Origin of the sequence: Vallicoccus soli (genome assembly GCF_003594885.1) — a bacterium.
GTDB classification, from domain to species: Bacteria; Actinomycetota; Actinomycetes; order Motilibacterales; family Motilibacteraceae; genus Vallicoccus; species Vallicoccus soli.
Genome location: NZ_QZEZ01000004.1, coordinates 225,059 through 249,354 on the forward strand (window position 1 = coordinate 225,059; position 24,296 = coordinate 249,354).

Here is a 24,296-nt window from a genome sequence, read left to right on the forward strand (position 1 = left end):
CGGTGCGACGCAGGTGCCCGTGGGGCAGGCTGGGCCAGGGCGAGCGAGGAGGCGCGGATGGGCGCGACGCGGGACCGGGCCGACCGGGCCGACCGGGCCGACCGGGACGACCGGGACGGCGCTGCCCCGGCCGCGTCGCGCGCTGCGCAGCGCGCCGACGAGGGCGCGGTGGACCCCGACAGTCCCGAGGGGCGCGGCGGCGCGGCCGCCGTCCTGCCCGCCGGGCCCCCCGGCACCGGCCGGCCGGGGCTGGACCAGCGGCGGATCCTCGGCGCCGCCGTGGAGCTCATCGACCAGGGGGGGCTGCGCGAGCTGACGATGCGCAGCCTCGGCGCGCACCTCGGCGTCGAGGCGATGGCGCTCTACCGGTACGTCCCCGGGCGCGAGAGCCTGCTCGACGGCGTCGTCGAGGTGGTCGTCGACGAGCTGTACGGCGACCCGGACGTCTACCTGGAGCCGCGCGACGGCTGGCAGGACTACCTGGCGCGCCTCGCGCACGGGCTGCGCCGCATCGCGCTCGCCCACCCGGAGGTCTTCCCGCTGGTCGCGACCCGCCCCCCGGCGGCGCCGTGGGTGCGCCCGCCCCTGCGCAGCCTGCGGTGGGTCGAGTCGTTCCTGCAGGCGATGACGCGCAGCGGGTTCGACGACGAGGCGGCGGTGGGGGCGTACCGCGCCTTCTCGAGCTTCCTGCTGGGGCACCTGCTCCTGGAGGTCTCCCAGCGCGGCGTGCCGACGGGGCCGCTGGAGGACCAGCAGGGCCCGCCCGCGTCGACCGACCTCTCGGCGTACCCCGAGCTCCGGCGGCTGCGCCCGCAGCTGTCCGAGGACGCCTCGGCGGTGGAGTTCGAGGAGTCCCTGGAGAACCTGCTGGAGCGCCTCGAGCGGCTGCTGCCGCCCGAGCACGGACGGTGACGGGCCCCCGCCCGGTTTACGCCGTAAACCCGGCGGGGACCCGGTGGTCGCCCGATCCGGGCGCCCCGTCCCGTGACCCGCCGCGACCGCGGCACCAGGAGGTCCCCGTGCCCGCCCCGACCCCGGCTCCCCGTCGGTGCCCCGCGTGAGCAGCACCGCGGTCCCCCCTGCACCCGGCAGGGGCCTCTACGGCAGTGACCTTTCCGCGTCCGCCGCCCGCACCGGCACCGCGGAGCTCGTGGGCACGGCCGTGCTCGTCTTCGTCGGCACCGCCACCGCGTGCCACGGGCGCCTCGGCGTCGCCGTGGGCGGCGGGTACGAGGTCCTCACGGTCGCCCTGGCGTTCGGCCTGGTGCTGGTGGCGCTGGTCGCCGCGCTCGGGCACGTCTCCGGCTGCCACCTCAACCCGGCGATCACCCTCGGGCTCGCCGCGACCGGCCGCTTCCCGTGGCGCCAGGTGCCGGTGTACCTCGCGGCCCAGGTCCTCGGCGCCGTGCTCGGTGCCCTGGCCACCTGGGCGACGCTCGGCGGGGCCGCCCGCGAGGAGGCCCAGCTCGCCGTGACCACCGTCGGCGACACCGTCCCCGGCGGGCGCGCGGTCCTCGTCGAGGCGCTCGTCACCTTCGTGCTGGTCCTCGTCGTCGTGTCCGTCGCCACGGACGAGCGCGTGCACAGCGCCGCGGCGCCGGCCGCCGTGGGGTTCGCCCTCGCCGCCGCGATCCTCGTCGCCGCACCGCTGACCGGCGGCGCGGTCAACCCGGCGCGCTCGCTCGGGCCCGCCCTGGTGGCCGGCGAGCTGGCCCACCTGTGGGTGTACGTCCTGGGCCCCGTCGCCGGCGGGGTGCTCGCCGCCCTGCTGTACGACCGCGTGCTCGCCCGCGCCGAGCCGCCGGCCTGAGCCGGGGTTTACGCCGTAAACGACCCGGGGAGGCTGGGGTCAGGCGCGGAGGGGCCCCCGGCACCCGCGCAGCCCACCCCCCACGACACGCAGCGCGCCACCGTGCGCGCCCACCAGGAGGCAGCATGCTCAGCATCGACCAGGTCAAGACCCTCATCGGCGGCCAGGCCCACGGCCAGGACGGCAAGATCGGCAAGGTCGGGCAGGTCTTCCTCGACGACCAGACCGGCCAGCCGGAGTGGGCCACCGTCAACACCGGGCTCTTCGGCACCAAGGAGAGCTTCGTCCCGCTGGCCGAGGCCACCGTCGACGGCGACGCGCTGCGCCTGCCGTACGACAAGGACACCGTCAAGGGCGCCCCGCAGGTCGACGCCGAGGCGGGGCACCTGTCCGAGGCCGAGGAGGCCGAGCTCTACCGCTACTACGGCCTGTCGTACAGCGAGAGCACCAGCGACAGCGGCCTGGCCGCCGGCACGACCACCGGCACGACCACCGGCACGACGACCGGCACGACGGGCACCGTCGGGCACGACACGTCCGGCCCGACGACGGACGACGCGATGACGCGCTCGGAGGAGCGGGTCCACGTCGGCACCGAGCGGGTGCAGACCGGTACGGCGCGCCTGCGCAAGTACATCGTGTCCGAGGACGTCACCCGCACGGTGCCGGTGCGCACCGAGACGGTGCACGTGGAGCGCGAGCCGATCACCGACGCCAACCGCAGCGCGGCGTACTCCGGCCCGGAGCTGTCCGAGGAGGAGCACGAGGTCACGCTCACCAGCGAGCGCCCGGTGGTCGCCAAGGAGACCGTCCCGGTCGAGCGCGTGCGCCTGGACAAGGACGTCGTCACCGAGCAGGAGACGGTCGAGGCGACCGCCCGCAAGGAGCAGGTCGAGCTCGTCGACGAGACGGGCACCACGAGCGACCGCACCGGCCGCTGAGCGGCCGGCCGGTCGTCGACCGGCCCCGCGCGCACCGGCAGGACCTGCGCCGGGCCGCCGCACCGCGGCGGCCCGGCGCCACCCCACAGACCAGCGAAGGACCCACCATGGCCAGCAACGACGGCGCCCACGCGCTCGGGCGCACCGGCGCCCCCGGCACCACCGGCACCGGCGCGGCGCCGGACCGCCTCGAGGTGCACCACGACGACCGCGACGCGCGGCGCAGCGGCGGCGTCGAGCACCGGGAGTCGCACAAGCCGGCCAAGACGAGCGCGGCGGCGGTCTTCGCCCTCGTGTTCGGCCTCGCGGCGCTGCTGTCGGTGCTCACCGTCATCCTCAGTCCGCTCGGCCTCGTGCTCGGCATCATCGGCATCGTGCTCGGCATCGTCGGCATGAAGATGGCCGGGCGGGTCGGCGTCACCGGCAAGGGCGTGGCCATCGGCGGTCTCGTGCTGAGCATCCTCGCGGTGCTCCTGGCCGCCGTGCTCGCCGCCGGCGTCACCACGTTCCTCAACGACGAGGGCGCCGTGGACCGCCTCGAGCAGCGCATCGAGGACCTGCGCGACGACCTGCCGCAGGACGTCGAGGTGCCGGAGTCCGTCACCCCCTGACCGGACCCGCCCCCGAGGGCCCCCACCCGCGCGCCGGGTGGGGGCCCTCGTCCGCGCACGGGGCACCGCCCGCGCGCCGGACGGAACCTGTCGGTGCCGGCGCCTACGGTCCTGACCCATGGCGACGAGGACCTCGAGGACCGGCCCCCGCGCGGCGCCCCCGGGCTACCGCTGCGGCGAGTGCGGGTGGACGACCCAGAAGTGGGTCGGCCGGTGCGGGGAGTGCCAGGCGTGGGGCACGGTCGAGGAGGTCGGCGCCGTGCGGGTGCGCACCACCGCGCCCGCCACGGTCTCCACGCCGGCCCGGCCCATCCCGGAGATCGACGTCGAGGCGGCGCGAGCCCGCCCCACGGGGGTGGGCGAGCTCGACCGCGTCCTCGGCGGCGGGCTCGTCCCCGGCGCCGTCGTGCTCATCGCGGGCGAGCCCGGCGTCGGCAAGTCGACGCTGCTGCTCGACGTCGCGGCGCGCACGGCGGCCCGGGGCGAGGACGTCCTCTACGTGACGGGCGAGGAGTCCGCGTCGCAGGTGCGCCTGCGCGCCGGGCGCATCGGCGCCCTGGAGCAGCGCCTGCTCCTCGCCGCCGAGACCGACCTCGGCGCCGTCCTCGGGCACGTCGCGCAGGTCCGCCCGTCGCTGCTCGTGGCGGACTCGGTGCAGACCCTGGCCTCGGCCGAGGTCGACGGCGCGGCCGGCGGCGTGACGCAGGTCCGCGAGGTGGCCGCCGCGCTCATCCGGGTCGCCAAGGAGTCGGGCACCGCGGTCCTGCTGGTGGGGCACGTGACGAAGGACGGGTCCATCGCCGGGCCGCGCGTGCTCGAGCACCTCGTCGACGTCGTGCTGCACGTCGAGGGCGACCGGCACTCCCGGCTGCGGCTCGTGCGCGGGGTCAAGAACCGGTACGGCCCGAGCGACGAGGTCGGCTGCTTCGACCTGTCCGACGAGGGGATCGTCGAGCTGCCCGACCCCAGCGGGCTGTTCACCTCCCGCCACGCGGACCCCGCGGCGGGCACCTGCGTCACCGTGACGGTCGAGGGCAAGCGGCCCATGCTCGCCGAGGTGCAGGCGCTCGTCTCGCCGGCGCCACCGGGGAGCCCGCGCCGCGCGGTCTCCGGGCTCGACGCGCAGCGGGTCGCGATGGTGCTCGCCGTGCTGCAGAAGCGCGGGCGGGTACCGGTGCTGCAGAGCGACGTGTACGCCGCGACCGTGGGCGGCGTGCGCCTGTCCGAGCCGTCGGTGGACCTCGCGGTGGCGCTCGCCGTGGCCTCCTCGGTGAGCGAGCGCCCGGTGCCCGGCGACCTCGTCGCGATCGGCGAGGTCGGCCTCGCCGGCGAGGTGCGCCGGGTGACGGCCGTCGGGCGCCGGCTGCTCGAGGCGCAGCGGCTGGGCTACGCGCGCGCCCTCGTGCCCCCCGGCAGCGGCGCGCCGCCCGCGGGCATGCAGGTCGTCGAGGTGCCCGACCTCGCCGAGGCCCTGGCCCGGGCGCAGGACCTCGGGCCGAACGTCACGCGGCTGCGCACCGACCGGCGGGCCCGCGGGCCGGCGTGATCGGGCCCCGGGTGCCCCGTCCGGGCCGCCGGGCGGGCGCCGGCGCCCCGGGCGCCGTCTAGGATCGCCGCGAGACGCGACGAGACCGCGCCGAGCACAGCAGGGAGCAGGGCACTGCCGATGTCAGCCGTCGACCGCACGTCCGCGTCGGCCGAGGAGCTGCTGCGCCAGACCCTGGCCCGCGTCGCCCCCGGCACGCCGCTGCGCGACGCGCTCGAGCGCATCCTGCGCGGGCGCACCGGGGCCCTCGTGGTGCTCGGCTCCGACCGCACCGTCGAGTCCCTGTGCACCGGGGGCTTCGTCCTCGACGTCGAGTTCTCGGCGACCCGCCTGCGCGAGCTCGCGAAGATGGACGGCGCGATCGTCTGCGACGCCGAGGTCACCAAGATCCTGCGCGCCGCCGTGCAGATGGTGCCCGACCCCTCGATCCCCACCGACGAGTCCGGCACCCGGCACCGCACCGCCGAGCGGGTCGCCCGACAGACGGGCTACCCGGTGATCTCGGTGAGCCAGTCGATGCAGATCGTCGCGCTCTACGTGGGCGGGCGGCGCTACGTCCTCGAGCAGTCCACCCAGATCCTGTCCCGCGCCAACCAGGCGCTCGCGACGCTCGAGCGCTACAAGCTGCGCCTCGACGAGGTCGCCGGCACGCTCAGCGCGCTGGAGATCGAGGACCTCGTGACGGTGCGCGACGTCGCCGTGGTCGCCCAGCGGCTGGAGATGGTGCGCCGGATCGCCGACGAGATCGAGGGCTACGTCGTCGAGCTCGGCACCGACGGGCGCCTGCTCGCGCTGCAGCTCGACGAGCTCATCGCCGGGGTCGGGCCCGACCGCGAGCTGGTGGCGCGCGACTACCTGCCGAGCGGGGGCCGCCGCCAGCGCGACGTCCCCGAGGTCCTCGGCGAGCTCGACGCCCTCTCCGCGGGCGACCTCATCGACCTGTCGGCGGTGGCCCGGGCCCTGGGCTGGACGACGGCGGGCGACGGCCTGGACGCCGCGGTGAGCCCGCGCGGCTACCGGCTGCTCGCGAAGGTGCCGCGCCTGCCGGCGAGCGTCGTGGACGGCCTCGTCGAGCACTTCGGCAGCCTGCAGAAGCTGCTCGCCGCCGGCATCGACGACCTGCAGGCCGTCGACGGCGTCGGCGAGTCCCGGGCGCGCACGGTGCGCGAGGGCCTGTCCCGCCTCGCGGAGTCCTCGATCCTCGAGCGCTACGTCTGAGCGTGCCCGCCTCGCCGCTGCACGCGCCGGTCCTGGCCTGGTACGACCGCTGCGCCCGCGACCTGCCCTGGCGCGCCCCCGACCGCACCCCCTGGGGCGTGCTCGTCAGCGAGGCGATGCTCCAGCAGACGCCCGTCGCGCGGGTCCTGCCCGTGTGGCGGGAGTGGGCGGCGCGCTGGCCGACGCCCGCGGCCCTCGCGGCCGAGGCGCCCGGCGAGGCGGTGCGCGCCTGGGGTCGGCTGGGCTACCCGCGCCGCGCGCTGCGCCTGCACGCCGCGGCCGTGGCGGTCGTCGAGCGGCACGGCGGGGAGGTCCCGGCGGCGTACGACGACCTGCGGGCCCTGCCGGGCGTCGGCGCGTACACCGCGGCGGCGGTCGCCTCCTTCGCCTTCAGCGGGCGCCACGCGGTCGTCGACACCAACGTGCGCCGGGTCCAGGCCCGGGCCGTCACCGGGGCGGAGCACCCGGCGCCGGCGCAGACCGCCGCCGAGCTGCGCGTCGCCGAGGCGCTGGTGCCCGACGACGCCGGGCAGGCGGCCCGCTGGGCGGTCGCGGTCATGGAGCTGGGCGCGCTGGTCTGCACGGCGCGCGCGCCGCGCTGCGCCGACTGCCCCGTCCGCGCGCTCTGCGCCTGGCAGCTCGCGGGGCGCCCCGCCTACGACGGCCCGCCGCGCCGGGGGCAGGCGTACGCCGGCACCGACCGCCAGGTCCGCGGCCTGCTGCTCGGCGTGCTCCGCGAGGCCGAGGGGCCGGTGCCCCGGGCCGCCCTCGACGCGGTGTGGCCGCGCGACCCGCTGCAGCGCGCCCGGGCCCTCGACGGCCTCGTCGCGGACGGGCTGGTCGAGCCGCTGGAGGGCGGGGCGTACGCCCTGCCCGGCGCGCCGCGACGCTGAGCGCGCCGCTCAGCCGTCGGCCGGGTGCGGCGCCACCGGCACCGGGGCGGCGAGCCGGGCCTCGCAGAGGGCGGCGAGCGCCTCGTACGCGGGGTCGCCCATGAGGGCGCGCAGCTCGGCGGCGTTGGCGACGTAGACCGGCTCGAGCCCGACGTGCGCCTCGGTGTTCGACGAGCAGTACCAGTCGAGGTCGTGCCCGCCCGGTCCCCAGCCGCGGCGGTCGTACTCGCCGATGGTGACCTCGAGGTACGACGTGTCGTCGGGCCGCTCGACGGTCCGGTACGCGCGGCGCAGCGGCAGCTGCCAGCAGACGTCGGGCTTGGTCTCGAGGTAGTGCCGCCCCTGGCGCAGGGCGAGGGCGTGCAGCGCGCAGCCCTCGCCGCCGGCGAACCCCGGCCGGTTGAGGAAGACGCAGGCGCCGTCGACGACCGCCGTCTTGCGCGCGCCGTCGGGCTCGCGGGCGACCCACCGCCTGCGGTGGTGCTGCCACGTCGCGGGGGTCAGGTCGGCGGCGGCGGCGCGCACCCGCGCCTCGTCGTCGGCGTCGGCGAAGTGCGCGCCGAGCGTGCAGCACCCCGCGTCGGGCGCGTCGGCGTAGATCCCGCGGCAGCCGCGGCCGAAGACGCACGTCCAGCGCGAGGTCAGCCAGGTGAGGTCGCAGCGGAAGACCTGGTCGGGGTCCGCCGGGTCGACGAGCTCGACCCAGGCGCGGGGGAAGTCGAGCAGGACCTCGGGCACCGCACCACCCTACGTACCGGCCGTGGCGCTCGCCGCGGTCGCGCCACCTACGCTGGGCACCATGGCGTCGACCGCGGACCCGCGCCCGAGCGTCGCGCTGTCCACGGCGAGCTGCTACCCCGAGTCGTGCACGGCCGCGTTCGAGCTCGCGGCGCGGCTCGGGTACGACGGCGTCGAGGTCATGGTCTGGACGGACCCGGTGAGCCAGGACGTGGACGCGCTGCGCGCCCTGTCCGACCACTACCAGCTCCCGGTGCTGGCCATCCACAGCCCGTGCCTGCTCATCACCCAGCGGGTCTGGACCGCCGACCCCTGGACCAAGCTGCAGCGCTCGCGCGAGGCGGCCGAGGCGCTCGGGGCGCGCACGGTGGTGGTGCACCCGCCGTTCCGCTGGCAGCGCGAGTACGCCCGGGAGTTCATAGCCGGCATCCACCGCATGCGCGACGAGACCGACGTGCTCTTCGCGGTGGAGAACATGTTCCCCTGGCGCGCCGGGCAGCGGGAGGTGCGCGCGTACCTGCCGGGGTGGGACCCCACGGACGACGACTACGCGAGCTTCACCCTCGACCTGTCCCACACGAGCGTCAGCGGCAGCGACGCGCTCGACATGCTCGACCGGATGGGCGACCGGCTCGGGCACGTGCACATGGCCGACGGGTCGGGGTCGAACCGCGACGAGCACCTCGTGCCCGGGCGCGGCACGCAGCCCTGCGCGGAGGTGCTGGAGCAGCTCGCCCTGCGCGGGTTCACCGGTTCGGTGGTCATGGAGGTGTCGACCCGGCGCGCGGCGCGCGAGCAGCGCGAGGTGGACCTGGCCGAGGCGCTGGCGTACGCGCGGCTGCACCTGGCGGCCGCGGGCACCCCGTGACGGGGGTGCGCCGGGGCCGGCGCGCGGGCGGGGTCGACACCCGCGGCGCGATCCTCGCCGCCGCGCGCCAGGAGTTCGCCGCCCACGGCTACGACCGCGCCTCGGTGCGCGGCATCGCCCGCGCGGCCGGGGTGGACCCGTCGCTGGTGCACCACTACTTCGACGGCGGCAAGGAGCAGGTGTTCCTCGCCGCGATGGAGCTGCCCGTCGACCCCGCCACGGCCGTGCCGGCGCTGGTCGCGGGACCGCACGACGGGCTCGGGGAGCGGCTCGTGCGCTTCATGCTCTCCGTCTGGGGCGACCCCCGCTCGCGCACGCCGTTCCTCGCGCTGCTGCGCTCGGCGACGACCTCCGAGGCGGGCGCCCTGCTGCTGCGCCAGTTCGTCACCCGCGCGCTGCTGGCGCGCATCGCGGCCACCCTCGACCTGCCGGACCGCGAGCTGCGCGTCGAGGCGGCGGCGGCCCAGCTCGTCGGGCTCGCCCTCCTGCGGTACGTCGTCCGGGTCGAGCCGCTCGCCTCCGCCTCCGACGACGAGGTGGTCGCGCTCGTCGCGCCGACGGTGCAGCGCTACCTGTCGCCCTGAGCCGGCCCTGACGTCGCCGGCCGGCGCGGCTCGCCCGCGTACGTCCCGAACGACCACAGCCCGCCCTCCGGGTCGCGGACCGCGACCTCACGGCTGCCGTAGTCCTGCTCCACGGGCCCGCGGACCGCCGCGCCGAGCCCGCGGGCGCGCTCGGCGACGGCGTCGGGGTCGGCGGTGACGACGTACACGGCCGCCGACCCGGGCGGCGCGGGCCACGCGTCGTCGGGGTCCTCGCGCACCGAGCCGAGCATCACCCCGCCACCCTCGGGCCAGTCGAGCTGCGCGTGGTCGACGCGCCCGCCCTCGCCGTGGCGCGCGGTCTCCTCGAAGCCGAGGCCGACGAGGAAGCGGATCATGCCGGGGGCGTCCTGGGCGCGCAGGGCGGGCCAGACGCCGGGGGACGGGTGCGCATCGCTCATGCCGTCGAGCCTGGCGCACCGGCACCGGCCGCGTCTTGGACGGACCGGAGCGCGCCGCCGGCGCGCTCGTCGGCGAGCCAGCGGGTGGGCGGGGCGCCGGCGAGCTCGCGGAAGTCGCGGGCGAGGTGGGCCTGGTCGGCGTACCCGCACCGCGCGGCGACCTCCGCCACGCTGCCCGCCCCGGGGCGCTGGAGCAGCCGGCGGGCCCGGTCGAACCGGACGACGCGGCCCGCCTGCTTGGGGGACAGCCCGACCTCGGCGCGGAAGCGCGCGCGCAGGTGCCGCTCGCCCCAGCCGACGTCCGCGCACAGCGCCGCCACGCTCGTGCGGCCGCCGCTGCGGCGCAGCAGCGCCCAGGCGCGGCGCACCTCCGGGGACGGCTCCGCGGGCGGCGCCGCGGCGAGCCACCGCTGGAGCACGGCGAACCGCGCCGGCCAGTCGGGCGCCTCGCCCAGCCGCTCGCGCAGCCGGCGGGCGCGCGGGCCGAGGACGTCCTCGGCGTGCACGTCGCGCCCGGCCAGCGCGCCCGCCGGCAGCCCGAGCACCGCCCGGGCGCCCAGCGGGTCGAGCTCGAGCTGCACGCCGGACTGGCGCCCGTCGTGCACGACCAGCGCGGGCCTCGTGTGCAGGCCGCCGAGGAGCCCCTCGTACGCCCCCGGCGGGTCGCGCGGGTCGGGGTGCTCGGCGAGGTGCAGCGGCTCGTCGAGGGTGAGGATCACCGTGAGGGCGGGGCTCGGCAGCCCGCGGTGGCGCCCGGGCCCGCCGCCCGCCTCCCGCCACCCGCTCGCCGCACCTGCCAGGTGCCGCAGCGGCGCCGGCGGGCGCCAGCGCACCAGCTCGCTCACCGGCTCCACGGGCCCATCGTGCTGCGGCGGCGGCGCGGGCGTAACCCCTCGCCGGGGGTTGACGCCGGGCGGGTGAGGGCGCACATTCACCACATGATGAATTACGAGCGGGGACCGGCCGTCCGGGTGCGCGGCCTGCGGGTGGTGCGCGGCGGGCGGGAGGTGCTGCCCGGGCTCGACCTCGAGGTCCCGCGGGGCAGCGTCACCGGCCTGCTGGGGCCCAGCGGGTGCGGCAAGTCGACGCTGCTGCGGGCGGTCGTGGGGGTGCAGCTCGTCGCCGGCGGGACGGTCCAGGTCCTGGGCCGGCCGGCGGGCGACCCCGACCTGCGCCGGCGCGTCGCGTACGTGACCCAGGCGCCGTCGGTCTACCCGGACCTCACGGTCGGGGAGAACCTGCGCTACGTCGCGGCGCTGCTCGGCGCGCCCGCGGGGGACGTCGAGCGGGTCGCGGGGGAGGTCGGGCTCGACGCGCGCCTGGACGACCGCGTCCAGCGGCTCTCCGGCGGGCAGCGCAGCCGCGTCTCGCTCGCCGCCGCGCTGCTCGGCGCGCCGGAGCTGCTCGTGCTCGACGAGCCGACGGTGGGGCTGGACCCGGTGCTGCGCCGCGAGCTCTGGTCGCTGTTCCACCGCCTGGCCGGGCAGGGCCGCACCCTGCTGGTGTCCAGCCACGTCATGGACGAGGCCGAGCGCTGCGACCGGCTGCTGCTCATGCGCGACGGGCGGTTGCTCGCCGAGGACGCACCCGGCGCGCTGCGCCGTCGCACGGGCACCGCGACCGTGGAGGACGCGTTCCTCGCCCTGCTCGAGCGGGACCTCGCGGGGGCCGGGCGATGAGCGCGACCACCGCGACCGCCGGGCGGGTGCTCACCCAGGTCCGCCACGACCACCGCACGCTCGCGCTGCTGCTCGTCGTGCCGGCCGTCCTCATGGGGCTGCTCGCCTGGGTCTACGCGGACACCCCCGAGGTCTTCGACCGGGTCGGGCCCGGGCTGCTCGGCGTCTTCCCGCTCGTCGTCATGTTCCTCGTGACGTCCGTGGCGACGCTGCGCGAGCGCACCGGCGGCACCCTGGAGCGCCTCATGACCCTGCCGCTCGGCAAGGGCGCCTTCGTCGGCGGGTACGCCCTCGCCTTCGGCCTGCTCGCCGCCGCGCAGGCCCTCGTGGTGAGCGCGCTGGCCCTGACGGTGTACGGCCTCGACGTCGCCGGTCCGGTGTGGGCGGTGGTCGGCGTCGCCGTGCTCGACGCGCTGCTCGGGACGGCGCTCGGCCTGCTCGTCAGCGCGTTCGCCGCCTCGGAGTTCCAGGCCGTGCAGTTCATGCCGGCGGTCGTGCTGCCGCAGCTGCTGCTGAGCGGGCTGCTGCAGCCCGTCGACCGGCTCCCCGGCGCCCTCGAGGCCGTCGCGCACCTGCTGCCCATGACGTACGCCGTCGAGGCGATGGGCGCCATCGCCCGCTCGGGCGTCGACGGGGAGGTCCTGCTCGACGCGGCCGTCGTCGGCGGCGCGGCGCTGCTCGCGCTCGTCGCGGGCGCGGCGACGCTGCGGCGCCGGACCGCCTGAGGGTGCCCCTCAGCCGGCACCGGACCGCCTGGGGGTGCCCCTCAGCCGGCGCCGGACCGCCTGGGGGTGCCCCTCGTGCCGCCCGCCCGGCCCGGCCGGCTCAGCCGCCGGAGCGCCGGACGTCCGCGTCGTGGTCCGCCTCGCCGACCGCCGCGCCGTCCCCGTCCGTCGCGCCGGCGGCGGTGCCGCCGTCCGGGTCCAGCAGCCCGCCGAGGTCGGGGGCGCCGCCGCCGGACGCCCCGCTCGCGCGCGCGTCCTCCTGCGCGTCGGCCGCGCCGACCGGCACGCCTGGGCCCTCGTCGTCCTCGCGCAGGCCCATGACCCGCTGCACGACGTCGTCGCCGCCGTCGCCGCCGTCGCCGCCGTCGCCCCCGTCGCCCCGGTCCGTCGGGTCCGTCACGTCCACCACAGCCCTCACCGCCCTCAGCTCGCCCGTGGGGGAGGCGTACCCGCGGCTCAGGCGGCCGATGCCGCGAAGAGGTCGGCGGTGCGCCCCACGAGCGCGGTCAGCTCGTCCGGCCCCTCGACGGTGAAGGGAGCGCCGACCCCGGCGAGGAGCATGAGCGGCCACTGCAGGTCGTCCACGCCCATGCGCACCCGGCACGACCCGGCGTCGACGTCCTCCACCTGGCCCCAGCGCGACACCGCCCGGCGCACCTCGTCGCCGGGGGCGCGCACGAGCACCCGGACGTCGTACCGGGTGGGCAGGGCGTCGAACGAGGCCCGGACGAACGCGGCCGGGTCGCCCCCGGGCACCTCGCGCGGGCGGAACCGCGCGCCCGTGGGCAGGGGGTCGCGCAGGCGGTCGACGCGGAAGCTGCGCCAGTCGTGCCGCTCCACGTCCCAGGCGAGGAGGTACCACCGCCGGCCGAGGGCGACGAGGCGGTGCGGCTCGACGTGCCGGGCGGCGGCGGGGCGGCCGCGGGGCTCGTACGCGAACCGGACGCGCTCGGCGTCGCGGCACGCCTGGGCGAGGGCGGTCAGCGCGGCGGCGTCGACGGTGGGCCCGGACGGGACGAGCGTCGACGTCGCCGAGCGCAGCGCGTCGGCCCGGCGCCGCAGCCGGGGCGGCATGACCTGCACGACCTTGGCGAGGGCGCGCACGGCGCTCTCCTCGATCCCCGCGACCGACCCGCCGGCCGCCGTGGCGAGGCCCACGGCGATGGCGACCGCCTCCTCGTCGTCGAGCAGGAGCGGGGGCAGCGCCGCGCCGGCCTGCAGCTGGTAGCCGCCGCCGCTGCCCCGCTCGGAGCGCACCGGGTAGCCGAGCCCGCGCAGGCGGTCCACGTCGCGGCGCAGCGTCCGCGGGCTCACCTCGAGCCGGTCGGCCAGCTCGGTGCCCGGCCAGTAGCGGTGGGTCTGCAGCAGGGACAGCAGCTGGAGCATCCGCGCGCTCGTCGACATGGCCCCGAGCCTAGGTCGAGCAGCGGACAGGACCTGACCGCAAGCCGGCCTAGCGTCCACGCCATGGACGACACGATGATCCGCACCGAGGCGCTGGCCCGGACCTTCACCCGCGGCGGGACGACCGTCGAGGCCGTGCGCGGGCTCGACCTGCAGGTGGCGCGCGGCGAGCTCGTCGCGCTCCTCGGCCCCAACGGCGCCGGCAAGTCCACGACGCTGCGCATGCTCACGACGCTCCTCGCCCCGACCTCCGGGCGGGCCAGCGTCGCGGGGCACGACGTCGTCGCCGACCCGCGGGCCGTGCGGCGCCGCACCGGCTACGTCGGGCAGGGCAACGGCGCCGGCCACCACCAGCGCGGGCGCGACGAGCTCGTGGGGCAGGCCCGCGTCCACGGGCTCGGCCGGGCCGAGGCGCGCCGGCGCGCCGACGAGCTCGTCGCCGCGCTCGACCTGGGCGCCGTCGTCGACCGGCGGGTGGGCACGCTCTCCGGCGGCCAGCGGCGCCGGCTCGACGTCGCCCTGGGCCTCGTCGGGGCGCCGGACGTGCTCTTCCTCGACGAGCCGAGCACGGGGCTCGACCCCCACAACCGGGCCGCGCTGCAGGAGCACGTACGGGCCCTGCGCTCGCGCCGCGACACGACCGTCGTCCTCACGACGCACTACCTCGACGAGGCCGACGCCCTCGCCGAGCGGGTGGTCGTCGTGGACCACGGCCGGGTCATCGCCGACGACACCCCCGCCCGGCTCAAGGCCGAGCTGGCCGGCGACCGCCTCGTCCTCCGGCTCGGCGACGCCGACGCCGCCGCGCGCGCGGCGGGGCGCCTGCGGGCCGCGGGGGCCGGGGAGGTCGAGGCGGACGGCGCGCAGGTGCGGGCCCGCCTGGCGGACGCGCCGGCGCTCGTCCCCCGCCTCCTGCACGACCTCGAGGCCGCGGGGGCGCCCGTCGCCTCGGTCGAGGTCTCCCGGCCGACCCTCGACGACGTCTTCCTCCGCCTCACCGGCCGCAGCCTCCGCGAGGGCGGCGCCGGCACCCCCACCAGCCACGAGGAGGCTGCGGCATGACCACCCTCGCCACCCCGCTCCCCGCCGCGACAGCGGCGGCGCACCCCGGCTCCTTCGCGCGGGACACCTGGCTCGTGCTCGTCCGCGAGCTGCGCCCGGTGCTGCGCGACCCCTTCTCGCTCGTCGTCAGCATGGCCCAGCCCCTGGTCTTCCTCGCCCTCTTCGCCCCGCTGCTCGGCGACGTCCCGGGGCTGGGGGACGGCCCGGCGCTGCAGTGGTTCGTCCCCGGGACCATCGCGATGACGTGCCTCTTCGGCGCGTCCATGACCGGCTCGAACCTGCTGCTCGAGATGCAGACCGGCTCGCACGAACGGCTGCTCGTCGCGCCGCTGCGCCGCTCCGCGCTGCTCGTGGGCCGCGCCCTGAAGGAGGTCGTCCCCGCCGTCGCGCAGGGCGTCATCGTCCTCGCCGTCGTCACGCCGACCTCCTTCGACCTGCACGTGACCGGCGCGGTCGTGGCCCTGCTGCTGCTGGCGGCGTTCAGCGTCGGGGTGGGCGCGCTGTCGTACGCCCTCGCGCTGGCCAGCCGCGAGCAGGACTGGATGTTCTGGGCCGTGCAGCAGACGCTCGTCTTCCCCGTGCTGCTGCTCGCCGGGATGCTCCTGCCGGTCGACGACGGGCCGGCCTGGCTGCGCGCGGCGTCGTCGCTGGACCCGCTGACCTACGTCGTCGAGGCCGCCCGCGACCTGCTCTCCGGCGAGCTCGCGACCGCCGCGGTCGGGTACGGCTGGCTCGCCGCGCTCCTCGTCGTCGCCGTCGGGCTGGCCGTCGGCACCCGGGCGGTCCGCCGCGCGGGCTGACGCGGCGGGCGCCCCGTGCCGGCCCTCGCCGGACGGGGCGCCCCGCGGGGGCGGTCAGCCCCGGAAGCGCCCCAGCGCCCCGTCGAGCTCGCCCGCGGTGCGCAGCAGGTCGGCGGCGGCGCCCCGCAGCTCGCCGAGCCCCTCGGCGGTGCGCTCCGAGGCGCGGGCGACGGCCTCGACGCTGGCGGAGACGCCGCGCCCGCCCTCGGCGGTGCTGGCGACCGAGCGGCTCATCTCGCTCGTGGTGGCGGTCTGCTCCTCGACCGCCGAGGCGATGGTGACCTGGTGGGCGTTGATCTGGTCGATGATCCGCCCGATCTCGGCGATGGCGTCGACGGCGCCGCCGGTGTCGCCCTGGATCGCGTCGACCCGCCGCGCGATGTCCTCGGTGGCGCGGGCCGTCTCCTGGGCGAGCTCCTTGACCTCGTTGGCGACGACGGCGAAGCCCTTGCCGGCCTCGCCGGCGCGAGCCGCCTCGATCGTGGCGTTGAGCGCGAGCAGGTTGGTCTGCTCGGCGATGGAGGTGATGGTCCGGATGACCGTGCCGATCTGCGCGGAGGACTCGCCGAGCTGGGCCACGGTGGCGTTCGTGCGCTCGGCGACGGACACCGCCTCGCCGGCGACGCGGGCGGCCTCGTTGGCGCTGTGCGAGATCTCCCGGATGGAGGCGCCCATCTCCTCGGCGCCGGCGGCGACCGTCTCGATGCCCCCGCTGATCGCCCCGGCCGCGCTCGCGGCCTCGGCGGCCTCGGCGCCGGTCTCCCCGGCCGTGCGGGCGATGTCCTCGGTCCCCTGGCTGACCCGCTGGGCGGCGGCGACCAGCTGCCCGGACGCCGCGCGCACCTGCGCCACGACGTCGCCCACGCCCGCGAGGGTGGCGTTGAGCGCGCCCCCGAGCTGGTCGAGCTCGTTGCGCGAGCCCTCCGGCAGGCGCCGCGACAGGTCGCCCGAGCGCAGCACCTCGACGGCCCGGGCCAGCGGAGCGGTGATGCTCCGCGAGACCAGGAGCGAGAGCAGGGCCACGGCGAGCACCAGCGGCAGCGCCTTGAGCGCCAGGGACGCGACCTCGGCGCGCACGGCCGCGTGGACGTCGTCGACGTAGGTGCCCGAGCCGACGACCCAGCCCCACGGCTCGTAGCCGGCGACGTAGGAGACCTTCGGCTGCGGCTGCTCCTCGCCCGGCTTCGGCCACTGGTACTCCACGAAGCCGGCGCCGTCGGCCTGCACCGTGCGCACGAACTCGACGAAGACGGCGACGCCGTCGGGGTCCTCGAGCCCCGAGACGTCGGTCCCGTCGAGCTCGGGCTTGACGGGGTGCATGAGCATCGTCGGGCCGTCGTCGTTGACCCAGAAGTACTCCTCGCCGGCGTAGCGCAGCGTGCGGAGCGTGTCGAGCGCGCCGGCCTGCGCCTGCTCGCGGGTCAGCTCGCCGGCCTGCTCGCGCGCCGCGTAGGACTCCACCACCCCGAGCGCGGTCTCCACGACCGAGCGCGTCGCGGCCTTGCGCCCCTCCATGGTGCTGCCGGACAGCTGGAGCGCGGCCAGGCCGGTGAGGGCGAGCAGGCCGAGGGCGGCGACGACGACGAGCGCGGTCAGCCGGGTCCGGATGCGGACGCTGTGCAGGCGGTTCACGGGGTCACCTCGGGTCGGGGGGGCGTACGGGGACGAGATCGGCACCCCGCGCCCCGGCTTGAGGGCCGCCGCGCGTCGGTAGGGTCGTGCGCCATGGGTGAGCGGATCGCGGTGCTCGGCGCCGGGAAGATGGGCGAGGCGCTGCTGTCCGGCATGCTGCGCGCCGGGCGCCCGGCGACCGACCTCGTCGTGAGCGTGCGGCGGGCCGAGCGCGGCGAGGAGCTGCGCGAGCGGTACGGCGTCGACGTCCTGCCGCTCGCGGACGCCGCTCGCGCCGCCACCACGCTCATCCTCGCGGTGAAGCCGCAGGACATGGGCGCGCTGCTCGACGAGCTCGCCCCGCACGTCGGGGCCGACCGCCTGGTCGTGTCCGCCGCCGCGGGCATCCCCGCCGCCGCCATCGAGCGCCGGCTCGCCCCCGGCGTCGCCGTGGTGCGGGTCATGTCCAACACGCCCGTCCTCGTCGACGAGGCGATGAGCGTGCTCTCGGCCGGCACCTCCGCCACCGCCGAGCACCTCGACCGGGCCGAGGAGCTCTTCGCGCCGGTCGGGCGGACCCTGCGGGTGCCCGAGGCCCAGCAGGACGCGGTGACGGCGCTGTCCGGCAGCGGCCCGGCGTACTTCTTCTACCTCGTCGAGGCCATGACCGACGCGGGCATCCTGCTCGGCCTGCCGCGCGCGGTCGCGCACGACCTCATCGTGCAGACGGCGGTCGGCGCGGCGACGATGCTGCGCGACTCGGGCGAGCACCCCGTGAAGCTGCGCGAGGCCGTCATGTCGCCGGCCGGCACGACGATCAGCGCGATCCGCGCCATGGAGGACCACGGGGTGCGCGCCGCCCTGCTCGCCGCCCTGGAGGCGGCCCGCGACCGCTCCCGCGAGCTCGCCTCAGGCCAGGGCTGAGCGCCCTCAGCCCGCCCCGGCGCCCGTACGGGGCCGCAGTCCCGCCCCGCGGCGGGCCCAGGCCCTGCGCTGCACGAGCAGGGTGAGCAGGCAGGCCAGCACGATCCCGGCCAGGTTGAGCACGAGCTGGACCGCCGAGCCCACGGCCTCGTCCGCGACCCCGTAGGCCACCGCCACCGCCGCGTTCGCCGCCGCCGGCACGGTGGTGACGGAGATGACGACGCCCACGAGCGCCCCGGACTTGGCCGAGGTGAGCGAGAGCGTGCCCGCCACCCCGGCGAGCAGGGCGACGACGAAGGACAGCGCGTCCGGGCGCCAGATGAAGTCGGTGAGGGGGCGGGGCGCCTCGAGGAGCGAGCGGTCGACCAGCCCCCACCAGGTCAGCAGCCAGGTCGAGAGGACCGTGGCGAGGGCGCCGACGGGGAAGCCGACGAGCAGCGCGGTCGCGGAGCGCGCCGCGGGGCGCCAGCGCCGCTGGACGAGGGCGACGCACGTGCCGGCGGTCGGGCCGAACTCCGGGCCGACGACCATCGCGCCGATGACGAGGATCGGCGAGTCCAGCAGCACCCCGATGCCGGCCAGCACGGTGGCGATCGCCATGAGGGCGAGGAAAGTGACCGACAGGGTCGACTCCTCCTGCGTCCCGGCCGCGACCTGCTCCCAGACGATGGCGTCGCTGCCGTGCCCCGGCGCCTCCTCCTCCGCCTCGCGGGCGCCGCGGGAGACCGACAGGTCGACCGCGTCGAGGGTGAGCGCGCCGCGCTCCGCGACCCCGAGCGCCGTGAGGTCCTCGACCAGGCTGTCCGCCGCCTCGCGCGCCACGTCGGCGGTCACCACGTCCCCGGGCGGCTGCACGGCGGCGCCCGGCAGGTGCACCACGTGGGTCACCCCCTCGTGGCGGGCGAGGAGCTCGTGCACCGCGGGGGTGCGGTCCGGCGGGACGATGAGGCGCAGGTGCAGCACCCGGGCACTCTGGCAGGAGCCGCTCGCCGGGCGCGTCCCGCGGTCCGCTCCCTAGGATGAGGCGGTGAGGGGACCCCGTACGACGCGCGTCGTCGCGCCCGCCGTGCTCGCCGCGCTCCTGGCGCTGACCGGCTGCAGCGGCGAGGAGGCCCCCGACGTCGAGGTGGCCGAGGTCGGCCTCGCCACGGTCTCCGAGGTCGTCGAGGCGCCCGGCACCGTCACGGCCCGCGCCACCGGCAGCGTGTCGGCGCCCGCCGCGGGCACCGTGGCGGTCCTGCGCGTCGAGGACGGGCAGCGGGTGCGCGCCGGGGCCGAGCTGCTGCGCATCGACTCGCCCGACGCGGAGGCGGCGCTGCGCGAGGCGCGGGCCGCCGACGAGGACGCGGCCTCCGCCGGGCAGGTCGACCTGCCCGGCACCGACCTCGGCGCCGAGCAGGACGCCGCCGACGCCGCCGCCGAGACCGCGTTCGCGCGGGCGCGCCGCACCGCCGCCCTCGTCCCCGACGGGCCGGCCCGGGCGCAGGCGCTCGCCGCCGTCGACGCCGCCCGCGCCCAGTACGACGCCGCCCGCGCCCAGGCCCGCGACGCCGCGCGCCGCTTCGACGCCGGCCTCGCCTCGCTGGGGGAAGCGCTGTCCTCGCTCGGGCAGGCGCAGCGGGTGCAGACCCGCGCCGCCCTCGCCGCCGCCGAGCGCACCGTCGACGCGCTCGTCGTGCGCGCCCCCGTGGGCGGGGTGGTCAGCCTCGGCGCCCGCGCCGGCGGCGACGCGCCCGCCGGGGACCTCGGGGACGTCGCGGCGGACCTCCCCGCGGACCTGCAGGGCGCGGCGGGCGCCCTCCTGGGCGGCGGGGGCGGCGGCGGCGACGCCGTCGAGGGGCAGGTCGCCGTCGGGTCGCCGGTCACCGCGGGGCAGGAGCTCCTCACCGTCACCGACGTCTCCGCCCTGTCCCTCACCGCGCAGGTCGACGAGACCGACGTCCTGCTCGTGCGCCCGGGCGTGCGGGCGAGCGTCGAGCTCGACGCGGTGCCCGGGGCGTCGTACGGCGCCGTCGTGCAGTCCGTCGACGTGCAGCCCACGACGTCGGCCGTCGGCGGCGTCACGTACGCGGTCCGCCTCGCCCTCGGACCCGGCGAGGACGGCGACGGGGCGCGCGCGCCGCGGCCCCGGCCCGGGATGAGCGCCGTCGTGGGCCTCGAGGTGCGCCGGGCCGAGGACGCCGTCGCGGTGCCGGCGTCCGCCGTGTTCCAGGACGGCGCCGACCGGGCGGTGTGGGTCGCCGACGGCGGGGCGGCCGAGCGGCGCGTGGTCCGGGTCGGCGCCGAGGGCGAGGAGGCCGTGCAGGTCGTCGAGGGCCTGCGGGCGGGGGAGCGCGTCGTGGTCTCGGGGGCCGACCGGGTGCAGGAGGGCCAGGAGCTGCCGTGACCGGTCCGGCCCCCGCCGTCGAGGCCGTCGACGTCACCCGCTCGTACGCCCTCGAGGGCGTCACCGTCGAGGCGCTGCGCGGGGTGTCCCTGCGCGTGGACCAGGGCGAGTACGCCGCCGTGGTCGGCCCCTCCGGCTCCGGCAAGTCCACCCTCATGCACCTGCTCGGCTGCCTGGACCGCCCGACGAGCGGCGTGCTGCGCATCGGCGGGCGCGACGTCGCCGAGCTCGGCGACACCGAGCTGGCGCGGCTGCGCAACGAGACCATCGGGTTCGTGTTCCAGGCGTTCCAGCTGCTCTCGCGCACCAGCGCCCTGGAGAACGTCGGCCTGCCCCTCGTCTACCGCGGGGTCGGGCGGGCCGAGCGGCGCGAGCGGGCGCGCGCGGCGCTCGAGGCCGTGGGCCTGGGGCACCGCACCGGGCACCGGCCGGCGCAGATGTCCGGCGGCGAGCAGCAGCGGGTCGCCATCGCCCGGGCCCTCGTCGGCGAGCCGCAGCTGCTCCTCGCGGACGAGCCCACGGGCAACCTCGACACCCGCAACGGCGCGGAGGTCATGGCGATCCTCGAGCGGCTCAACGCCGAGCGCGGCGTCGCCGTCGTGCTCGTCACGCACGACCTCGAGGTCGCCGCCCGCGCCCGCCGCCAGGTGCGGGTGCGCGACGGCCTCGTCGAGAGCGACAGCGCGGCGGCCGGCGCGTGAGGGTCGCCGAGGGCCTGCGGGTCGCGCTCGACGCGCTGCGCGCCAACCGGCTGCGGAGCCTGCTCACCATGCTCGGCGTCGTCATCGGCGTCTCCGCCGTCGTCGTCCTCGTGGCGATCGGCGCCGGGGCCCAGCGCGAGGTCGAGTCCCAGGTCGAGGGGCTCGGGTCCAACCTCATCGTCGTCCTGCCCGGGCGCATCGACCTCAGCGGCGGCGGCGGCGCCCCCAGCGTCAGCCGGCTCCAGCTCGACGACGTCGAGGCGCTGGAGCGGGTCGTCGGCCGCGAGGACTCGGTGACGACGACCATCGCGTCCGGGGAGAGCGTGCGCGTCGGCGCCCGCGAGGCCTTCGCCTCGGTCAACGGCACGACCGAGTCGACGCCGGAGGTGTTCAACCGCCCGCTCGCCCGCGGCAGCTACTTCCGCGAGGCCGACGTCGACACCCGCCGCCGGGTCGTGGTCCTCGGCTCGGCCATCGCCGAGCGCCTCTTCCCGGGCGCCGACCCGCTCGGCCGGCAGGTCACCATCGCCGGGGTGCGCTTCCGCGTCGTCGGGGTGTTCGCCGAGACCGGCGAGGCGTTCGGCGTCAGCCGCGACACCGAGGTGCACATCCCCGTCACCGCGGCCCAGCGCCTGCTCGGCGTGCAGAACGTCGACGGCCTCGTCGTCAAGGCGCCCACGGCGGACGACGTCGAGCCCCTGCAGCGCGCCCTGCTCGCCGCGCTCGACGACCGCTACCCCGACGAGGAGTTCTCCGCGGTCACGCAGACCCAGATCCTCGGCACCATCGGGCGCATCCTCGGCCTGCTCACCGCCGTCCTGGCGGCCATCGCCGGCATCAGCCTGCTCGTGGGCGGCGTCGGCGTCAGCAACATCATGCTCGTCTCCGTGCGCGAGCGGACCCGCGAGATCGGCCTGCGCAAGGCCCTCGGTGCGCGCCAGCGCGACATCCTCCTGCAGTTCCTCGCCGAGGCCGTCCTGCTCTGCGTCGTCGGCGGCCTGCTCGGCATCGGCCTCGGCGTCGGGGTCTCCCTGCTCGTCGACGCCGTGTCGCCCCTCCCCGCCGTCATCGCCTGGTGGTCTCCGGTCCTGGCCTTCGCGGTGTCGGTGGGCGTCGGCGTCTTCTTCGGCGTCGTCCCCGCCCGCCGCGCCGGCCGCCTCGACCCCGTCGTCGCGCTCCGCGCGGAGTAGCCGCCGCCTGCGCCCGTCCGCGGGCCGGGACCGCCGCGGGTGCGCACCCCGGGGTGTCCGCTTCGCGCACACGACGGGCCTCCCGGGGCGGCGCGCCCTGCGCGCGGCGCCGGGACACGCCGGGCGCCGGGTGCGCGGACGGGGACAGGGCGTGGGCGTCCGCGGCGGTCGGGGTGCGCGCGCTGCGGGGCGGGGCGACCCGGGCCGTCGTACGGCCCCCGCCCGCCGGCCGCGCCCCCGGGCTGTCCGCTCCGCGCACACCACGGGCCTCCCGGGGCGGCGCGTCCTGCGCTCGGCGCCGGGACACGCCGTGCGCTGGGTGCGCGGAGCGGGCAGGGGGTGGGCGTACCCCGCAGCCCCCGCAGCCCCCGCCGCCCCGAGCCCCCGGGGGTAGCGTGCGCGGCATGAGCGTGTCGCTGCACGTGGTCTGGGACGACGCGTTCCTCGCGTACGACTTCGGCCCCTTCCACCCCATGGCGCCGGTGCGGGTGGACCTCACGGTGCGCCTGGCCCGCGAGCTCGGCGTCCTCGCCCGGCCCGGGGTCGAGGTGTCCGACGCGCCGCTCGCGGACGACGCGCTGCTGGAGCGGGTGCACGACCCGGCGTACGTCGCCGCGGTGCGCGCCGCCGGGGCGGACCCGCGGGGGTGCGACGGCTCCTGGGGGCTCGGCACCGACGACAACCCGGCCTTCGCGGGCATGCACGAGGCGAGCGCGCACGTCGCCGGGGCCACCGCGCAGTGCGCCGAGCGGGTGTGGCGCGGCGAGGCCCGGCACGCGGTGAACGTGGCGGGCGGGCTGCACCACGCGGGGCGGGCGGCCGCGTCCGGGTTCTGCGTCTACAACGACCCCGCCGTCGGCATCGCCCGGCTGCTCGAGCTCGGCGCCGAGCGGGTCGCGTACGTCGACGTCGACGTCCACCACGGCGACGGGGTGCAGGACATCTTCTGGGACGACCCGCGGGTGCTCACCGTGTCCGTCCACGAGTCGGGGCGGGCGCTCTTCCCCGGCACCGGGTGGCCGTACGAGACGGGCGGGCCGGGCGCGGAGGGGAGCGCGGCCAACCTCGCGCTGCCGGCCGGGACCGGGGACGGCGCGTGGCTGCGCGCCTTCCACGCGGTGGTGCCGCACCTGCTGCGCGCCTTCGCCCCGCAGGTGCTCGTCACCCAGCACGGCTGCGACAGCCACTTCCTCGACCCGCTCGCGCACCTCGCGCTGAGCGTGGACGCGCAGCGCGCCTCGTACGCCGCCCTGCACGACCTGGCGCACGAGCTGTGCGGCGGGCGCTGGGTCGCCCTGGGGGGCGGCGGGTACGAGGTCGTCGACGTCGTGCCGCGCGCCTGGACGCACCTGCTCGCCGAGGCCGCCGGCCACCCGCTCGACCCGGCGACGCCGGTGCCCGCGGGCTGGCGCGAGCACGTCGTCGCGTCGCTGGGGCGCCAGCCGCCGGCGCGGATGACCGACGGCAACGACGGCGCGTACGTCCCCTGGTCGCGCGGCTACGACCCGGCGGACCCCGTCGACCAGGCGGTGCTCGCGACCCGCTCGGCCGTCTTCCCGCTGCACGGGCTGGACCCCCTGCTCGAGGAGTAGCGGCGGCAGCACCCGTGGGCGCGTACCACAGCGGACCCCCTAGGCTGTGCAGCGACGCGCGGGACGCCCGGCGGTGGGGAAGCCGCCGGGCGCCGCGCGGACAGGGAGCGCGCCATGCCGTCTGCACCGACGCCGTCGCCCCGGGGGAGCACCCCCCGCGGCGACCGTCCGCTGTCCGAGGTCGTCTTCCTCACCGTCGCCGAGGTGGCCGCCGTGATGCGCGTGTCGAAGATGACCGTCTACCGCCTCGTGCACGCGGGCGAGCTGCCGGCGGTCAAGGTGGGGCGCTCCTACCGGGTCCCGGAGCAGGCGGTCCACGACTACCTGCGCGGCGCGTACGTCGAGACCGCCTGAGCCCTCCCGGCCGCGCCGCCCACCGCCCCCTCGGGTGCGGGTAGGCTGGCGCGGATCGTCGGGGTGCGCCGTGCGCGCCCCGCTCCGCCGTCCGTACCACCTCGAGGGGCTCGTCCACGTGGGTTCTGTCATCAAGAAGCGCCGCAAGCGCATGGCGAAGAAGAAGCACCGCAAGCTGCTGAAGCGCACCCGCGTGCAGCGCCGCCAGGGCAAGAAGTAGGCAGCACCGCAGCGGCGCGG

At 77.7% G+C, this 24,296-nt stretch carries 27 protein-coding genes; 20 read left to right on the forward strand and 7 right to left on the reverse strand.

Annotation, left to right across the window (positions count from 1 at the left end):
• Nucleotides 1-57 precede the first annotated feature (57 nt).
• The 7 genes from D5H78_RS10915 to D5H78_RS10945 all read left to right on the forward strand — a co-directional run bounded on the left by D5H78_RS10915 (nt 58) and on the right by D5H78_RS10945 (nt 7,019).
• On the forward strand, nt 58-912 hold the full coding sequence (locus D5H78_RS10915; RefSeq protein ID WP_119950482.1) for a TetR/AcrR family transcriptional regulator: 855 nt from the start codon (nt 58-60) through the stop codon (nt 910-912).
• A gap of 145 nt (nt 913-1,057) precedes the next feature.
• The gene (locus D5H78_RS10920) at nt 1,058-1,810 is read left to right on the forward strand and encodes an MIP/aquaporin family protein (RefSeq protein WP_119950483.1); all 753 of its coding nucleotides are present in this window, start codon (nt 1,058-1,060) and stop codon (nt 1,808-1,810) included.
• 125 nt (nt 1,811-1,935) lie between these two features.
• The gene (locus D5H78_RS10925) at nt 1,936-2,751 is read left to right on the forward strand and encodes a YsnF/AvaK domain-containing protein (RefSeq protein WP_119950484.1); all 816 of its coding nucleotides are present in this window, start codon (nt 1,936-1,938) and stop codon (nt 2,749-2,751) included.
• Nucleotides 2,752-2,858: 107 nt separating this feature from the next.
• Nucleotides 2,859-3,362 carry a DUF4190 domain-containing protein gene (locus tag D5H78_RS10930; protein WP_177891215.1) on the forward strand — a complete coding sequence of 168 codons (504 nt, stop codon included), beginning with the start codon at nt 2,859-2,861 and terminating at the stop codon, nt 3,360-3,362.
• 118 nt (nt 3,363-3,480) lie between these two features.
• Nucleotides 3,481-4,908, forward strand: coding sequence for a DNA repair protein RadA (gene radA / locus D5H78_RS10935; RefSeq protein ID WP_119950485.1), 1,428 nt, complete (start codon nt 3,481-3,483; stop codon nt 4,906-4,908).
• 120 nt (nt 4,909-5,028) lie between these two features.
• Complete coding sequence (gene disA, locus D5H78_RS10940; RefSeq protein WP_119950486.1) at nt 5,029-6,126, forward strand: DNA integrity scanning diadenylate cyclase DisA; 1,098 nt, start codon at nt 5,029-5,031, stop codon at nt 6,124-6,126.
• A 2-nt stretch (nt 6,127-6,128) separates the two neighbouring features.
• Nucleotides 6,129-7,019 carry an A/G-specific adenine glycosylase gene (locus D5H78_RS10945; protein WP_177891217.1) on the forward strand — a complete coding sequence of 297 codons (891 nt, stop codon included), beginning with the start codon at nt 6,129-6,131 and terminating at the stop codon, nt 7,017-7,019.
• Nucleotides 7,020-7,028: 9 nt separating this feature from the next.
• Here D5H78_RS10945 and D5H78_RS10950 read toward each other — a convergent pair whose 3' ends face one another.
• Nucleotides 7,029-7,757, reverse strand: coding sequence for a DUF3109 family protein (locus D5H78_RS10950; RefSeq protein WP_119950487.1), 729 nt, complete (start codon nt 7,755-7,757; stop codon nt 7,029-7,031).
• A gap of 61 nt (nt 7,758-7,818) precedes the next feature.
• On the opposite strand from D5H78_RS10950, the gene D5H78_RS10955 reads away from it, so the two are divergent.
• Both D5H78_RS10955 and D5H78_RS10960 read left to right on the forward strand, forming a co-directional pair.
• Nucleotides 7,819-8,625, forward strand: a complete 807-nt coding sequence (locus D5H78_RS10955) for a sugar phosphate isomerase/epimerase family protein (protein WP_119950488.1) — start codon at nt 7,819-7,821, stop codon at nt 8,623-8,625.
• The gene (locus D5H78_RS10960; protein WP_119950489.1) at nt 8,622-9,209 is read left to right on the forward strand and encodes a TetR/AcrR family transcriptional regulator; all 588 of its coding nucleotides are present in this window, start codon (nt 8,622-8,624) and stop codon (nt 9,207-9,209) included. Before D5H78_RS10955 ends, D5H78_RS10960 begins: the two co-directional genes overlap by 4 nt.
• Here D5H78_RS10960 and D5H78_RS10965 read toward each other — a convergent pair.
• Nucleotides 9,194-9,628: a VOC family protein gene (locus D5H78_RS10965; protein WP_119950490.1), complete on the reverse strand. Its 435-nt coding sequence runs from the start codon at nt 9,626-9,628 to the stop codon at nt 9,194-9,196. The two genes, D5H78_RS10960 and D5H78_RS10965, sit on opposite strands and share 16 nt — an antisense overlap.
• Nucleotides 9,625-10,482, reverse strand: a complete 858-nt coding sequence (locus D5H78_RS10970; RefSeq protein WP_218566499.1) for a helix-turn-helix domain-containing protein — start codon at nt 10,480-10,482, stop codon at nt 9,625-9,627. The genes D5H78_RS10965 and D5H78_RS10970 overlap by 4 nt, the downstream gene beginning before the upstream one ends.
• 84 nt (nt 10,483-10,566) lie before the next feature.
• Here D5H78_RS10970 and D5H78_RS10975 point away from each other — a divergent pair, with 84 nt between their 5' ends.
• The gene (locus tag D5H78_RS10975) at nt 10,567-11,307 is read left to right on the forward strand and encodes an ABC transporter ATP-binding protein (protein ID WP_119950491.1); all 741 of its coding nucleotides are present in this window, start codon (nt 10,567-10,569) and stop codon (nt 11,305-11,307) included.
• Complete coding sequence (locus D5H78_RS10980) at nt 11,304-12,032, forward strand: ABC transporter permease (protein ID WP_119950492.1); 729 nt, start codon at nt 11,304-11,306, stop codon at nt 12,030-12,032. The genes D5H78_RS10975 and D5H78_RS10980 overlap by 4 nt, the downstream gene beginning before the upstream one ends.
• 100 nt (nt 12,033-12,132) lie before the next feature.
• Here the strand turns inward: D5H78_RS10980 and D5H78_RS10985 are convergent, their stop codons facing one another.
• Complete coding sequence (locus tag D5H78_RS10985; protein ID WP_133412046.1) at nt 12,133-12,432, reverse strand: hypothetical protein; 300 nt, start codon at nt 12,430-12,432, stop codon at nt 12,133-12,135.
• 56 nt (nt 12,433-12,488) lie between these two features.
• Nucleotides 12,489-13,436: a helix-turn-helix transcriptional regulator gene (locus D5H78_RS10990; protein ID WP_218566500.1), complete on the reverse strand. Its 948-nt coding sequence runs from the start codon at nt 13,434-13,436 to the stop codon at nt 12,489-12,491.
• 75 nt (nt 13,437-13,511) lie between these two features.
• On the opposite strand from D5H78_RS10990, the gene D5H78_RS10995 reads away from it, so the two are divergent.
• Both D5H78_RS10995 and D5H78_RS11000 read left to right on the forward strand, forming a co-directional pair.
• Complete coding sequence (locus D5H78_RS10995) at nt 13,512-14,498, forward strand: ATP-binding cassette domain-containing protein (protein ID WP_119950589.1); 987 nt, start codon at nt 13,512-13,514, stop codon at nt 14,496-14,498.
• Complete coding sequence (locus D5H78_RS11000) at nt 14,495-15,298, forward strand: ABC transporter permease (RefSeq protein ID WP_119950494.1); 804 nt, start codon at nt 14,495-14,497, stop codon at nt 15,296-15,298. Before D5H78_RS10995 ends, D5H78_RS11000 begins: the two co-directional genes overlap by 4 nt.
• Nucleotides 15,299-15,352: 54 nt before the next feature.
• On the opposite strand, the gene D5H78_RS11005 is transcribed toward D5H78_RS11000, so the two are convergent.
• Nucleotides 15,353-16,930: a methyl-accepting chemotaxis protein gene (locus D5H78_RS11005; protein WP_119950495.1), complete on the reverse strand. Its 1,578-nt coding sequence runs from the start codon at nt 16,928-16,930 to the stop codon at nt 15,353-15,355.
• 93 nt (nt 16,931-17,023) lie between these two features.
• On the opposite strand from D5H78_RS11005, the gene proC reads away from it, so the two are divergent.
• A complete protein-coding gene (gene proC, locus D5H78_RS11010) occupies nt 17,024-17,833 on the forward strand; it encodes a pyrroline-5-carboxylate reductase (RefSeq protein WP_119950496.1) in 810 nt (269 codons plus the stop codon).
• A 6-nt stretch (nt 17,834-17,839) separates the two neighbouring features.
• On the opposite strand, the gene D5H78_RS11015 is transcribed toward proC, so the two are convergent.
• Nucleotides 17,840-18,796 (reverse strand): DUF389 domain-containing protein, encoded by a 957-nt coding sequence (locus tag D5H78_RS11015; protein WP_119950497.1) that lies wholly within the window; start codon nt 18,794-18,796, stop codon nt 17,840-17,842.
• A 64-nt stretch (nt 18,797-18,860) separates the two neighbouring features.
• On the opposite strand from D5H78_RS11015, the gene D5H78_RS11020 reads away from it, so the two are divergent.
• From D5H78_RS11020 to D5H78_RS11045, 6 genes are all read left to right on the forward strand, one after another.
• Nucleotides 18,861-20,219, forward strand: a complete 1,359-nt coding sequence (locus D5H78_RS11020) for an efflux RND transporter periplasmic adaptor subunit (RefSeq protein WP_119950498.1) — start codon at nt 18,861-18,863, stop codon at nt 20,217-20,219.
• Nucleotides 20,216-20,920, forward strand: a complete 705-nt coding sequence (locus D5H78_RS11025) for an ABC transporter ATP-binding protein (protein WP_119950499.1) — start codon at nt 20,216-20,218, stop codon at nt 20,918-20,920. The genes D5H78_RS11020 and D5H78_RS11025 overlap by 4 nt, the downstream gene beginning before the upstream one ends.
• On the forward strand, nt 20,917-22,110 hold the full coding sequence (locus D5H78_RS11030; RefSeq protein ID WP_119950500.1) for an ABC transporter permease: 1,194 nt from the start codon (nt 20,917-20,919) through the stop codon (nt 22,108-22,110). Before D5H78_RS11025 ends, D5H78_RS11030 begins: the two co-directional genes overlap by 4 nt.
• A gap of 404 nt (nt 22,111-22,514) precedes the next feature.
• A complete protein-coding gene (locus D5H78_RS11035; RefSeq protein WP_119950501.1) occupies nt 22,515-23,702 on the forward strand; it encodes an acetoin utilization protein AcuC in 1,188 nt (395 codons plus the stop codon).
• A 114-nt stretch (nt 23,703-23,816) separates the two neighbouring features.
• Nucleotides 23,817-24,056 carry a helix-turn-helix domain-containing protein gene (locus D5H78_RS11040; protein ID WP_119950502.1) on the forward strand — a complete coding sequence of 80 codons (240 nt, stop codon included), beginning with the start codon at nt 23,817-23,819 and terminating at the stop codon, nt 24,054-24,056.
• 118 nt (nt 24,057-24,174) lie between these two features.
• The gene (locus D5H78_RS11045) at nt 24,175-24,276 is read left to right on the forward strand and encodes a 30S ribosomal protein bS22 (RefSeq protein ID WP_119950590.1); all 102 of its coding nucleotides are present in this window, start codon (nt 24,175-24,177) and stop codon (nt 24,274-24,276) included.
• Nucleotides 24,277-24,296: the final 20 nt, after the last annotated feature.